Origin of the sequence: Micromonospora sp. NBC_01405, assembly GCF_045040155.1 — a bacterium.
In the GTDB taxonomy this organism is placed as follows: Bacteria; Actinomycetota; Actinomycetes; order Mycobacteriales; family Micromonosporaceae; genus Micromonospora.
Genome location: NZ_CP109532.1, coordinates 839,877 through 852,889, shown reverse-complemented (window position 1 = coordinate 852,889; position 13,013 = coordinate 839,877). Strand labels below are relative to the sequence as shown.

The window sequence follows — 13,013 nt, the reverse complement described above, 5'->3', positions numbered from 1 at the left end:
CCGCAGTGCCGGTCGGCCCCGTCACAGGCCGGTCCGTTCCACGCGGGCGGAGCGGGCGTCCTTGCGGACCTCGTACCGGACCGGGATGCGCTCGGCGAGGGCCGGCACGTGGGTGACCACCCCGACCATTCGGTCACCCCGGGCGGCCAGGCTCTCCAGGGTGGCCGCCACCGTGTCCAGCGTGGCCGCGTCCAGGGTGCCGAACCCCTCGTCCAGGACGATCGACTCCAGGCTCGCCGCCGTGGTGGACATCCCGGCGAGCTGCTCCGACAGCGCCAGCGCCAGGGCCAGCGACGCCTGGAACGTCTCCCCGCCGGACAGCGTGCGCACCCCGCGCCGCAGCCCCGCGTCGTGGTGGTCGACCACGAAGAACTCGCCCTTGTCGTGCACCAGGTCGTACTGGCCGCCGGACAGCTCGCGCAGGATCCCCGACGCGCCGTCGACCAGCAGGTCCAGCGCCTCGGCCAGCAGCCAGCGCTCGAAGTTGTTGGCCCGCAGGTGCCCCGCGAGGGCCCGGGCCACCCGGGCCTGCTGCTCGTGGCCGGCCCGCTGCCCGTGCAGCTCGGCGGCCTGCTCACGGCGCTCCACCAGCCGCCGGTGGGCTGCCTCGGCGCGCTCCACCGCGACGGTGGCCGCCCGCACCGGATCGTCCCCGGCGGCCAGCCCGGCGGCGGCGAAGACCCCGCCGATCCGCTCCTCCACGGTCGCGGCGGCGGCCTCCGCCGCGGCGACCGCCTCGGCCAGCCCCACCCGGTCCGCCCGCCGCCGCCGTGCCTGCGCGTCGGCCCACCCGGTCAGCGTCGTCCAGGCCGCGGCCACGTCGTCGCGGTCGGTGGCCGGCGGGCCGAACCGGGCCAGCCCGTCCCGGGTCGCGTCGAAGTCCCACCACGCGGCGCGCAGCCGCTCCTCGGCGGCCTCCAGCGCGGCCCGGGCCCGCCGGGCGGCGTCCCGGCCGGCCCGCACCCCGCCCGCGGCCTCGTCCAACTCCCGGCGCAGCCGGGTGTGCTCGGCCAGGTCGTGCCGCAGCGCCTCGGGGGCGGCGGCCCCGCCGAGCTGGTCGTCCAGCTCGGCCAGCCGGCCCCGGAGCTGGTCGTGCTGGGCCCGGGCGCGCAGCAGCACCCGCTCCAGGTCCCGGGCCGCCGCGTCGCGCTCCTGCACCGCCTGCTGCGCCTGCTGGGTCGCGGCCCGGGCCGCCTTCCCGGCGGCGGTGGCCCTGACCACCGCCGATCCGGCCGGCACCGCCGGCACCCGGGGCACCACCTGCTCGCAGACCGGGCAGGCCGCCCCGTCGACCAGGTGCGCCCGCAGCGCCACCGCCTGGTCGGTGGCCTTCGCCTCCTCGTGCGCCCGGAACGCGGCGTCCAGCTCGACCTCGGCCCGCCCGGCCGCCGCCCGCGCCGCAGCCAGCGCGGCCACCGCCGCGTCGTGCTCGCGCTGCGCCGCGGTCACCGCCGTGGCCACCGACCCGATCTCGCCGGCCAGCCGGTCCCGGTCGGCGTGCGCCTTGAGCAGCAGCCGCAGCGTGCTCTCGTCGCCCGCGCCGGCCAGCTCCCCGCGCAGCTTCTCCTCGCGCTCCTCGGCCAGCGCCACCCCGGCCGCCGCCTCGTCGACGCCGGACCGCGCGTCGGCCACCGCCCGGGCCACCTCGGCCACCCCGTCGGGCGCCCGCACCGCGCCGAGCCCGGCCAGCTCGGCGTCGAGGGCGGCCAGCGCCGCGTGCGCGTCCCGCGCCGCCGCCCGGGCCCGCTCCCGCTCCGGTACGGCCGCCGCGACCGCTTCGGCCAACTCGTTCGCCCGGCCGACCTGATTCTGGGCGTCGGCCAGCGCCGCGTCGTCGACGTCGGCGAGCCCGCCGAGCATCCGGTCGACCGCCTCCAGCTTCGCCTCGGCCTGACCGGCCCGCTCGGTGGCCCGCTTCTGCACGGTCTCGTAGACGCCGAGGCCGAGCAGGTTGACCAGGATCTGCTGCCGGGTCGCCGGCCGGGCGTGCAGGAAGTCGGCGAACTGCCCCTGCGGCAGCACCACGCAGCTGGTGAACTGCTCGTACGGCAGCCCGACCGCCTCCAGTACGGCCCGCTCCATCTCGGCCGGGGTGCCGGCCACCACCTCGCCCAGGTCCTCCGGGCTGAGCCCGGTGTCCAGCTTGGTCACGTCGAACCCGGGCGGCATGAGCTGCAACCCGGCGTTGGCCGTCTTGACGTTGCCCCGGCCGTCCCGGCGGACCACCCGGGTCGCCACGTAGCGGTCACCGGCCGACTCGAAGACCAGCCGGACCCGGGCCTCGGTGGCCGACGGGGCGAGCGCGTTGGCCAGCCCTCGCGTCCCGCCCCACCGGGGCACCGTGCCGTAGAGGGCGAAGCAGATCGCGTCCAGCACCGTCGACTTGCCGGAGCCGGTCGGGCCGACCAGGGCGAAGAAGTCGGCGTCGGTGAAGTCCACGGTCGTCTCGTCGCGGAAGACGGTGAAGCCCGCCATGTCCAGCCGCATCGGGCGCATCAGCGATCCGCCTCCTCGAACAGCTCGTCGAACAGCTCCCGGACGTCGGAGTCGGCGTGCCCCTTGCTGTCCAGGTAGTCGGCGAACAGGTCACGGGGTGACCGGCCGGTCCGCTGGGCGGTGCGCGTCCCGCTGCCGGGGGCCGGCACCAGCTCCGGGTCGATCCGGATCTCCAGGGCCCGGGGAAGCAGCTCCTGCACCTGCTCGCGCAGCCCCGCCCGGGGCTGCTCCCGGACGAACACCCGCAGCCAGCCCTCCGGCGGGGCGACCTCGGCGAGCTGGGTCAGGGTGCCGCGCACCGTGCGCAGCGGCACGGCCGCCGGGACCGGCACCTCGCGGATGCGCGCCGCGCTCGTCGCCGTCACCTCGACCATGGTGACCGACGGGATGTTCTCCTGCTCGCCGAAGTCCACGGCGAGAGGGCTGCCGCTGTAGCGAATAGGGCAGGGGCCGGACACCCGCTGCGACCGGTGCAGGTGGCCCAGCGCCACGTAGTGCGCGGTGCCCGGGAACACCGTCGCCGGGACGGCGTACCCGAGGACGGTGTGCGCGTCCCGTTCGCCGCCGCCGGTGGTCGCCCCGACCACGGTGAGGTGGGCGGTGACCAGGTGCACCCGGTCCGGCTCGGCGAAGCCCTCGGTCAGCCGGCCGAGCACCCGGCCGAGGTGGTCGGCGTACGTCTGGGTGGCCTCGGCGGCGGTCAGCTCGTACATCTCCACGGCGCGCACGGCGTACCGCTGGGACAGGAACGGCAGCGCGGCCACCCGCCACCGCTCGCCGCCCGCGGTGACCCCGTCGATCACGTGCTCGTCCGGGTTCTCCCGGACCCCGCCGCGCAGGGTGATGCCGGCCGCCTCGGCCCACGGCCGCAGCGCGTCGAGGGCCTGACCGTTGTCGTGGTTGCCGCCGATGGCCACCACGTCCGCGCCGGTGCGGCGCAGCGCGGTCAGCGCCCGGGTGACCAGCCGGGTCGCCTCCGGGGTGGGGGCGGCCGTGTCGTACAGGTCCCCGGCGACGATCACCAGGTCCGGCTGCTCCTGCCGGGCGACGTCGATCACCCCGGCGAGGACCTGCTTGTGCTCCTCGGCCCGGGACTGCCCCTTGAGCACCTTGCCGACGTGCCAGTCCGAGGTGTGCAGGATCTTCACGGGTTCAGCCCCCTAGAACGGGATGTCGTCGTCGGCGCCGCCGCCCGAGCTGACCACCGCGAACGGGTCGGCCGCCCCGGTGATCGACCGTAGCGTCTCCGAGGGCGCCCGGCCGGCCTCGGAGACGCGGGTGGCCCACGCCGGGAACGGGAACTCCAGGCAGAGCGGGACCGGGATGTCCGGCTGGTTGACGAACATCGTGCCCGGCTTGGCCAGCAGCGCCCGCTGCCGCTGGGCGGGTGGGAGGAAGCCGTACTCCGGGCGGGACGCCTCGGCCGGGTCGAGCCGGCCGACCACCCGGATCGCCGAGTTGGTGACGATCCGCCGCTCCACCTCGCTCGCCGTCTGCTGCGCCCCGATCAGGATCACCCCGAGCGAGCGGCCCCGCTCGGCGATGTCCAGCAGCACCTCCTTGATCGGGGAGGAGCCCTCCCGGGGCGCGTACTTGTTCAGCTCGTCGAGGACGACGAAGAGCAGCGGCTTGGCCGTGCCGGCCTTCTCCTTGCGCTCGAACTCGCTCTTGAGCGTCACGCCGACCACGAAGCGCTGCGCCCGGTCGGGCAGGTTGTGCAGGTCGACGACGGTGACCTGGGCGCTCTCGGCGGTGTTGATCGAGTGCGGGCGGCGGGTGGCCAGGTCGCCCCGGATCAGCCGGCCCAGGTCCTTCTTGCTGCCGATCAGCCGCCGGGCGAACGCGTTGACCGTGCCCAGGCCGACCGCGCTGCCCGCCCAGTCGCCCCGGGTCTCGTCGTCGTTGAGCTGCTCGACGATGTGGTCGACCAGGTCGGTGTACGAGCCGAGCCGGACCCCGTCGACGCTCACCCCGCCGTCGGCGGGCTGGGCGTAGCGGGCCAGGTGGGCGGCGACCGAGTGGACGACCATCGTGTACTGCTGGCGCTCGTCGTCGGCGTCGGCGAAGACGTACGGCAGCATCCGGTCGGTGCAGAACTCGCTCAGCGTCCAGTAGAAGCTGTCCACCCCGGTCAGCCGGCTGCTCACGTCCGGCGTGCCGGAGGAGTCGCCGGCCCGGGGCGGGGCGTAGACCCGCACGTCGGGGAAGGCGCCGGCGTCCAGCCCGAGCTTCGCGTAGCCGGCCCGGGTGGCGTCGTCGAGGCGGGTGTTGGGGTGGTCGAGGAACAGCAGGTCCTCGCCCTTGACGTTGAAGATCAGCGCCTTGGCGTTGACGGCGTCCCCGCCGAGCACGCCGGAGCGGAAGACCGAGTAGAGCAGGAAGGTGGCGAAGCTGGTCTTCGTGGCCACCCCGGAGATGCCGGAGATCGAGACGTGCGCGCCCCGGCTGCCGTCGAGGAAGTCGGCGTTGAGGTAGACCGGGACGCCGTCGCGGCCCATCCCCATCGGGATCCGCCGCTCCATCCGGTCGAAGTGCAGCGCCCGGGCCCGGGCGTCGCCCTCGGCCCGGTGCACCACCGCCCCCGGCGTCGGCGGAACGTAGACCTCGGGGTCGACGCGGGTGGTGGTGATCTCGGCCGCCTCCTGCACCATCGCCGGCAGGGTGCCGTCGGCGATGGCGAAGACGTCCGAGTCGAACTGGGCGCCCTCGTGCCGCGCCCGCACCTGGGTCACCACGCCGGCGATGGTCACCGGCTCCCGGTCGGGCATCTCGCGCCGGGTCACCACCACGTCGTCGAGCTGGAGGTAGCTGCCGGGGGCCACGGCCGTCCAGAACGTCAGCGGGGTGGCGTCGGCGGTGCCGAGCACCCGGCCGACCCCCTCGCCGGGGCCGTCGAACTCGTCGTCGGTCATCCACGCGCTCCGGTCGGCTGGTCGTCTCGGTCAGGGCCCACGGGGTGCATCCTGCCCGAGGGATGCGACAGGTTGCCACGCGACGCGGCGGACGCCACCCGCCGCCCCCGACATCGTGGCGCAATGCGTCCGGCCTGACACGGACGGTGGCGAACGAGCCGTCCGTCGCCGAGGTTGGCCGCGATACCTGCCGCTGCCAGTCGCGCTGTCGACGCGTCCACGGCTCGACTGTAGGGAACAGTCAAGTGGGCCCAGGGCTGTAGGCCCTGGCCGATGCGGGTGGGCGTGTGAGGTGGGACAGGGGGGCCGCCGTCCAGGCGGCCGGGGTGCCGGGCGGGTAATGCCACCTCGCCCCCTTTGCTCTGCTGCCGCCACCGCAACACCAGCATCGAAGTGCGCACCAGTATCGCCGTGCAGCACAGCAGTGCCGTCGCGGAGCCGCTTCGCGTCGGGTGCCGGCACGAGAGGGTCGGCAGAACCGTGACGCTTCGCGAGCGTTGCACAGGGGGCAGCAGAGCAAAGGGGGCGCTGCGGGGTTGCCCGCCGGTCGGCGACGACATCTGCGTCGGCGTTCCCGCCCCACCCCTGGGGGGACTTCACGATCGTCTGCTGATTCTGGAGAACTCGCCCGGCGTGTCGTCTCACCAATCAGCAAACGATCACGCTCGACAGCTGCCCTGCACCCCGACGCCACCGCGCACATCGTCGCCACCAAGGGCGGTTGCGTCGATGACTTCGACACAGGCCCTGGCCTGATCGGTTCACGGAGGGCTGAGAAGGGCCGCCCCCGGGTGGTGGGGGCCTCGTCGTTCGCGGGTAGTCACGGGGGCCGCTCGTCAGCCCTGTTCTTCTTCGTCCGCTGGCGGCCCGGGTGGGCGGTTTATGCCGGGCCCACTCGTCGACCTCGTCCGCATCCCAGACGTTCAAGAGGGCAACCGCCGTCGCGACCCGCTTCGACAAACTCGCCGTCCGCTACGAAGCCACCGTGCACCTCGCCGCTGTCAACGAGTGGCTGTGATCGGACCCGACACGATACGGGGTGGAGGCTCGCACGCTTGCTGCCATGGGCCGCCCTGGAGAGCGATGGGATAACTTGTCTGCCGGACCCGGTGGTCGGTTGTCTGCACGGAGAAGCTGACGGGCAGCGGCTCGGATGTGAATGCGGTTACGCATTCCAACGTGACCTCGACGTCGATCCAGCCCGTTCCACCCGGGCGCAGCACCCGGGACTGGCCTGTGCCGCGTACCAGGACGCCCGGTCTCCGCGCCCCCTCTACCTGCACGGTAATCGAGGCCGGGCCGGTGTTTATCAGGACCAGTTGCGCGTCGAGTCGGGCGGTCCCAACGCCGTTCGAGCCCCAACTGCTGGACGAGCCTGGCAAGGCCACCAGCGCGACGGTGCGGGCCCTGGTCCGTTCCTCGCTGGAGTTCCACACTTTGGCACCGCCGAAGCCACCGAGCGCTATACCGATCACCAAGGCAACGACCACGTAGGCAGCGCCCTTTCGCCCGAGCCCGGCTCCGGCGGAGCAGCCCTCGTCCGAGCCACCAGGCTCAGCGCCGGGCATATCCAGATCGATGACTCCATGGCTCGCCGTCATGGCGACAGGCTAGGCGGCCGGGGCGGGTACCCCGTCACGGGCGTACCGGAGCATCAGCGCGCCGTCCGCGGCGGCCAGCACGTGTCGCAGCGGCAGCTCCCGGTGCGGGCCGGGGTCCCCGGCGGTGATCCGACCCGGACCCGCCCCGGCGAGCAGCGGCGCGACGGTGAGGCAGACCTCGTCGACCAGGTCGGCTGCGGTGAGCGCGCCGAACAGGTGCGGCCCGCCCTCGCAGAGGAGTTGGCCGAGGCCCCGCCGGCGCAGCTCGGCGAGACCGGCGGCCAGGTCCACCCGGTCGGTCCCGCAGCGCACCAGCTCGGCCACCTCGGCCAGGCCGGGGGGCGCCTCGGCGGCGGCATGGGTGAGTACGACCGGTCGCACCGGCGCGTCGGCGAACGCGGCCTGCGCCGGGTCCAGCGCCAGTGAGCCGGAGACCACGACCAGGGTCGGGTACTCGGCCAGCCCCCGCGCGCGACGCCAGGCCCGGCGCGGCCCGCTGAGCCGCACCGCGCCGTAGTCCTCGTGCCGCAGGGTGCCGGCGGCCACCAGCAGGCCGTCGCAGAGCATCCGCAGCAGGCCGAACACCCGCTTGTCCGGCTCGCCGGAGAGCCCGGCGGAGTAGCCGTCCACGGTGACCGCGCCGTCGACGCTGGTCACGAAGTTCACCCGCAGGCGGGGACCGGCGGCCCGGCCGTAGAGGGCGGTCAGCTCCGCGTCGTCGAGCGGCGACGGCGACGGGGTCGGCCACAGCCGGGAGATCGGGCTTGCCACGCTCATTCGCCGGCCGGGCCGGTGACCGGAGGGGTGGGCTCGGGGGCCCGGTGCTGGCAGTCGCACCATTTCCGGCCCGGACAGTCGTCGTGCCGCCGTTCCCGGCAGGCTCGGCAGATCATGCCGGCAGCCTATGCCGGGGAAGGGGCGGGCCGGCGCAGGGCCCGGCAGATCCGCCAACCGACGGCCCGGCGCGGCGGGGATCGAAACACGGCGGTAACGATATGGGAACGCTCCCATAGACTCATTGACACTTCCAGGACTCGCCGGCAATCTCATGGGAGCGCTCCCGCCGTGTGTCGCGGATCTCCTCTCCGAGCACGCCGGTGTCCTCCGCGGGCTCCGTCCTCGGCGGCGCGCGACTGCACAGCACCCCCACCACGACACAGCCTCACCACTGAAAGAGGGGTCTCGGATGAGCGTCCCAATCCGTCGTCGGCGGCTCGCGGCCATCGCGCTCGCGTCCGTCGCGGTGATCGCCACCGCCTCCGCCTGCGGCGACGACTCGTCGGAAACGAGCAGCGGCGGCGGCCCGGTCACCCTGGTCGTCGACGTCTTCGGCGACCAGGGCTTCGGCTACGACGAGCTCTACAAGCAGTACGAAGCGGAGCACCCGAACGTCAAGATCCAGGAGCGGGGCAAGGGCCTCGGCCTCGGTGACTACAACACCCGGCTGACCCAGCAGATCACCGCGGGCTCCGGCGCCGGCGACGTGGTCGCGCTCGAAGAGGGCACGATCGTGCAGTTCTACGCCCAGTCCGACAAGTTCGTGAACCTGGCCGACCACGGCGCGAACGACCTCAAGGGCAACTTCCTGCCGTGGAAGTGGGAGCAGGGGACCACCCCGGACGGCAAGGTCCTCGGCCTCGGCACCGACGTCGGCTCGATGGCGCTGTGCTACCGCAGCGACCTGTTCAAGGCCGCCGGCCTGCCGACCGATCGCGAGCAGGTCGCCGCCCTCTGGCCGACCTGGGACGAGTTCATCGCCACCGGCCAGAAGTTCACCACCGCCGACAAGAAGCACAAGTTCGTCGACTCGGCGACCAACTTCTACAACGTCGTGCTGATGCAGATCGCCGGCTCCGGCTCCGGCTACACCTACTACGACAAGAGCAACAAGCTGGTCATCGGCGAGAACGCGGACGTCAGGACCGCGTACGACCTGACCACCAAGATGATCTCCGCCGGCCTGTCGAACAACCTCCAGTCGTTCTCGAACGAGTGGAACGCCGGCTTCAAGAACGGCACCTTCGCCACCATCGCCTGCCCCGCCTGGATGACCGGTGTCATCAAGGGCCAGGCCGGTGACGCGGCGGCCGGCAAGTGGGACGTCGCCAAGGCCCCGGGCAACGGCGGCAACTGGGGCGGCGCCTTCCTGGCCGTGCCGAAGGCCAGCAAGCACGCCAAGGAGGCCGCCGAGCTGGCGAAGTTCCTGACCAGCGCCAAGGGCCAGACCGCGGCGTTCAAGAAGGTCGGCAACCTGCCCTCGTCGCCGCAGGCCCTGACCGACCCGGCCGTGGCCGACTCGACCAACGAGTACTTCAGCAAGGCCCCGGTCGGCAAGATCTTCGCCGCCGGTGCGACCGACCTGAAGCCCGTCTACCTCGGCCCGAAGAACAACGCGGTCCGCACGGCCGTGGAGAACACCCTGCGCGCCGTCGAGCAGGGCAAGTCCGCCGGCGAGCAGTGGCAGTCGGCGCTGAAGAACGGCGCGGCCGCCGGTAAGTGACCGGCCGAACCGACCGCGGGTGGCGTCGACAGTGCGACTGTCGGCGCCGCCCGCGGTGCCCGGTAAGCCCCGGCGCCGCCCGCGCGGTCGGCCGGTAAGCCCCCGGCGTCGCCCGCGCGACGGGTCGCGCCGACCGACGAGAAGGACCGTCGATGAGCCTGGACCTCCACACCGCAGCGCCCCCCGGCGAGGGTGGTGACCCCGCCCGCCGGGCCCGTGCCGCGCACCGTCGCCTGGCCTCCCTCACCCGGCTGGACCTGAAGTACTCCCCGTACCTGTACGTCCTGCCGTTCTTCGCGATCTTCGCCGTCTTCAGCGCGTACCCGATCGGTTACACCGTCTGGATCGCGCTCACCGACCGGTCGCCGCTGAACGCCACGATCAGCTTCGTCGGCCTGGACAACTTCGTCGAACTGTTGACCGAGGACCCGCAGTTCTGGAACGCGGTGGTCAACACGTTCGGCATGTTCGCGCTCTCCACCGTGCCGCAGCTGCTGCTGGCGCTGGTGCTGGCCAACGCGTTGAACCGGAAGCTGCGCGCGCAGACCTTCTTCCGGATGGCCATCGCGATGCCGATCATCACCTCCACCGCCGTGGTCGCGCTGATCTTCTCGATGCTGTACGCCAAGGAGTTCGGCCTGATCAACTGGCTGCTCGACCTGGTCGGCCTCGGCCCGATCGACTGGCGGGCGAACCGCCTCGCCTCCTGGTTCGCCATCTCGACCATGGTCGACTGGCGCTGGGTCGGCTACAACGCCCTGATCTACCTGGCCGCGATGCAGTCGATCAGCAAGGACATGTACGAGGCCGCGGCGCTGGACGGCGCGTCCCGCCGCCGCCAGTTCTGGTCGATCACCATCCCGCAGCTCCGCCCGACGATCATCTTCACGCTGATCGTCTCCACCATCGGCGGGTTGCAGCTCTTCACCGAGCCGCTGCTGTTCACCAGCGGCTCCGGGGGCATCTCCGGCGGCTCCGAGGGGCAGTTCCAGACCATCACCATGTACCTGCTCGACGTGATGAACACCCGGTTCCGCTGGGGGTACGCCGGCGCCGTGGCACTGGTGTTGTTCCTGCTCATCGCGCTGGTGTCGCTGGTGAACTACCTGCTCGCCCGCCGCATCAGCTCCGACAAGTGAGGGTGCCGACCGATGACGACCACGACTCTGCGCCCACCCGTCCGCCCCGCCGCGAAGCAGCCGCGCGACGGCCACAAGGCCGACCGGCTCTGGAAGGCCACCCCGCTGACCTGGGTCGGGCTGGTCCTCGGCGTGATCCTCTCCCTGTTCCCGTTCTACTGGATGATCGTCATCGCGTCCCGGACGAACGACGCGGCCAATTCCTGGCCGCCGCCGTTCCTGCCCGGCGGCAAGCTCGGCGAGAACATCCAGCGGGTGCTGGAGAACGGTGACGCCAACATCGTCAAGGGGCTGATGAACTCGTTCCTGGTCTCCGGGACGATCACCGTCGCCACGGTCTTCTTCGGCTCCCTGGCCGGCTTCGCGTTCGCCAAGCTGCGCTTTCGCGGCAAGAACGCGATGCTGCTGGTCATCCTCGCCTCGATGATGGTGCCGATCCAGCTCGGCGTGCTGCCGCTGTACATCCTGATGGCCAAGCTCGACTGGCTGAACACCATGCCGTCGGTCACCGTGCCGTTCCTCATCGGCGGCTTCGGCATCTTCATGATGCGCCAGTACGCCGAGCAGGCCGTTCCGAACGAGCTGATCGAGGCGGCCCGGGTGGACGGCTGCTCCACCTGGCGGGTCTACTGGCACGTCGTCGTCCCCGCGCTGCGGCCGGCGGCGGCCGTGCTCGGCCTGCTCACCTTCATGGAGCAGTGGAACCAGTTCTTCTGGCCGTTCGTGGTGCTCGCCGACCCGGCCAACCCGACCGTGCAGATCTCGCTGCGCAGCCTCAACACGGCGTACTTCGCCGACAACTCGCAGATCTTCGCGGGCACGTTGATCGCCACGCTCCCGCTGTTCATCGTGTTCGTCCTGTTCGGCCGCCAGATCATCGGCGGGATCATGGAAGGTGCCGTCAAGTCGTGAGCGATCCGACCCGCCCGCCCGCCGTCGGCGTCCTCGACCACGGCCCGGCACCGTCCTTCCCGCCCGGGTTCCTGTGGGGAGCCGCGACCGCCGCGTACCAGATCGAGGGCGCGGCCACCGAGGGCGGACGCGCCCCGTCGATCTGGGACACCTTCAGCCACACACAGGGGCGGACCGTCGCCGGGCACACCGGCGACGTCGCCTGCGACCACTACCACCGGATGCCCGGGGACGTGCGCCTGATGGCCGACCTCGGCCTGAAGTCGTACCGGTTCTCGGTGTCCTGGCCCCGGGTGCAGCCCGGCGGCTCGGGGGCGGCCAACCCCGAGGGGCTGGACTTCTACCGGCGGCTGGTAGACGAGCTGCTGGGCCGCGGCATCGAGCCCTGGCTGACCCTCTACCACTGGGACCTGCCCCAGCCGCTGGAGGACGCCGGCGGCTGGCCGGCCCGGGACACCGCGGCCCGGTTCGCCGACTACGCGCGGCTCGTCGCGGACGCGCTCGGCGACCGGGTGCGCTACTGGACCACGCTCAACGAGCCGTGGTGCTCGGCGTTCCTCGGGTACGGCTCAGGCGTGCACGCGCCCGGGCGTACCGAAGGGGCGGACGCGGTCCGGGCCGGGCACCACCTGATGCTCGGGCACGGCCTGGCCGTCCAGGCGCTGCGGGCGGCCCGCCCGGACGCCCAGCTCGGCATCACGGTGAACCTCTACCCGGTCGATCCCGCCAGCGCCGCGCCCGCCGACGTGGACGCGGCCCGGCGGATCGACGGGCTGGCCAACCGGTTCTTCCTCGACCCGGTGCTGCGCGGCGCGTACCCCGAAGACCTGCGGGCGGACCTGGCGGCGGTCACCGACTTCGGGCACGTGCGCGACGGCGACCTGGAGACCGTCTCGACCCCGCTCGACATGGTCGGGATCAACTACTACAGCCGCCACGTGGTGGCCGCCCCGGTCGAGGGGGAGCGGTCGCGGGACCACTCGCGGGCGCCGAGCTGCTGGCCGGGCAGCGAGGACGTCCGGTTCGTCACCCGGGGGGTCCCGGTGACCGACATGGACTGGGAGATCGACGCCCCCGGGCTGACGGAGACCCTGGAACGGGTGCACCGCGAGTACACCGGCCTGCCGCTCTACGTGACCGAGAACGGGTCGGCGTTCGTCGACGCGGTGGTCGACGGTCGGGTGGACGACGTCGACCGGTTGGCCTACTTCGACTCCCACCTGCGGGCGGCATACGCCGCGATCGACTCCGGGGTGCCCCTACGGGGCTACTTCGCCTGGTCGCTGTTGGATAATTTCGAGTGGGCCTGGGGGTACACCAAGCGCTTCGGCATGGTGTACGTGGACTACCGCAGCCAGACCCGCATCCCCAAGTCCAGCGCCAGGTGGTACGCCGAGGTGATCCGACGCAACGGTCTGGCCGCACAATAGGCGAGGGCCAGCCAGTGACGGGC

The 13,013-nt window shown here is 72.6% G+C and carries 9 protein-coding genes; 4 read left to right on the top strand and 5 right to left on the bottom strand.

The window, feature by feature from the left end:
• Window positions 1–21: 21 nt before the first annotated feature.
• From OG559_RS02955 to OG559_RS02935, 5 genes are all read right to left on the bottom strand, one after another.
• Window positions 22–2,496: an AAA family ATPase gene (locus OG559_RS02955; protein WP_405112096.1), complete on the bottom strand. Its 2,475-nt coding sequence runs from the start codon at window positions 2,494–2,496 to the stop codon at window positions 22–24.
• The gene (locus OG559_RS02950) at window positions 2,496–3,644 is read right to left on the bottom strand and encodes an exonuclease SbcCD subunit D (RefSeq protein ID WP_405112093.1); all 1,149 of its coding nucleotides are present in this window, start codon (window positions 3,642–3,644) and stop codon (window positions 2,496–2,498) included. Before OG559_RS02950 ends, OG559_RS02955 begins: the two co-directional genes overlap by 1 nt.
• 12 nt (window positions 3,645–3,656) lie before the next feature.
• Window positions 3,657–5,408: an ATP-binding protein gene (locus OG559_RS02945; protein ID WP_405112090.1), complete on the bottom strand. Its 1,752-nt coding sequence runs from the start codon at window positions 5,406–5,408 to the stop codon at window positions 3,657–3,659.
• A gap of 1,001 nt (window positions 5,409–6,409) precedes the next feature.
• Entirely contained in the window at window positions 6,410–7,009 is a 600-nt protein-coding gene (locus tag OG559_RS02940; protein WP_405112088.1) for a hypothetical protein, read from the bottom strand.
• Between the two features lie 9 nt (window positions 7,010–7,018).
• Window positions 7,019–7,786, bottom strand: a complete 768-nt coding sequence (locus tag OG559_RS02935; protein WP_405112085.1) for a pyrimidine reductase family protein — start codon at window positions 7,784–7,786, stop codon at window positions 7,019–7,021.
• Window positions 7,787–8,195: 409 nt separating this feature from the next.
• Here OG559_RS02935 and OG559_RS02930 point away from each other — a divergent pair, with 409 nt between their 5' ends.
• The 4 genes from OG559_RS02930 (at window position 8,196) to OG559_RS02915 (ending at window position 12,990) form a co-directional block, all read left to right on the top strand.
• Window positions 8,196–9,509, top strand: a complete 1,314-nt coding sequence (locus tag OG559_RS02930) for an ABC transporter substrate-binding protein (RefSeq protein WP_405112083.1) — start codon at window positions 8,196–8,198, stop codon at window positions 9,507–9,509.
• Window positions 9,510–9,661: 152 nt separating this feature from the next.
• Window positions 9,662–10,648, top strand: coding sequence for a carbohydrate ABC transporter permease (locus tag OG559_RS02925; protein ID WP_405112080.1), 987 nt, complete (start codon window positions 9,662–9,664; stop codon window positions 10,646–10,648).
• Window positions 10,649–10,660: 12 nt separating this feature from the next.
• Window positions 10,661–11,560 carry a carbohydrate ABC transporter permease gene (locus tag OG559_RS02920; RefSeq protein WP_405112077.1) on the top strand — a complete coding sequence of 300 codons (900 nt, stop codon included), beginning with the start codon at window positions 10,661–10,663 and terminating at the stop codon, window positions 11,558–11,560.
• The gene (locus tag OG559_RS02915) at window positions 11,557–12,990 is read left to right on the top strand and encodes a GH1 family beta-glucosidase (RefSeq protein ID WP_405112075.1); all 1,434 of its coding nucleotides are present in this window, start codon (window positions 11,557–11,559) and stop codon (window positions 12,988–12,990) included. Before OG559_RS02920 ends, OG559_RS02915 begins: the two co-directional genes overlap by 4 nt.
• Window positions 12,991–13,013: the final 23 nt, after the last annotated feature.

What these genes read in the sequence shown, in the direction of transcription:
- OG559_RS02955 (WP_405112096.1), bottom strand. Translation starts at nt 2,496, where the DNA reads ATGCGCCCGATGCGGCTGGACATGGCGGGCTTCACCGTCTTCCGCGAC.
- OG559_RS02945 (WP_405112090.1), bottom strand. Translation starts at nt 5,408, where the DNA reads ATGACCGACGACGAGTTCGACGGCCCCGGCGAGGGGGTCGGCCGGGTG.
- OG559_RS02940 (WP_405112088.1), bottom strand. Translation starts at nt 7,009, where the DNA reads ATGACGGCGAGCCATGGAGTCATCGATCTGGATATGCCCGGCGCTGAG.
- OG559_RS02935 (WP_405112085.1), bottom strand. Translation starts at nt 7,786, where the DNA reads ATGAGCGTGGCAAGCCCGATCTCCCGGCTGTGGCCGACCCCGTCGCCG.
- OG559_RS02930 (WP_405112083.1), top strand. Translation starts at nt 8,196, where the DNA reads ATGAGCGTCCCAATCCGTCGTCGGCGGCTCGCGGCCATCGCGCTCGCG.
- OG559_RS02925 (WP_405112080.1), top strand. Translation starts at nt 9,662, where the DNA reads ATGAGCCTGGACCTCCACACCGCAGCGCCCCCCGGCGAGGGTGGTGAC.
- OG559_RS02920 (WP_405112077.1), top strand. Translation starts at nt 10,661, where the DNA reads ATGACGACCACGACTCTGCGCCCACCCGTCCGCCCCGCCGCGAAGCAG.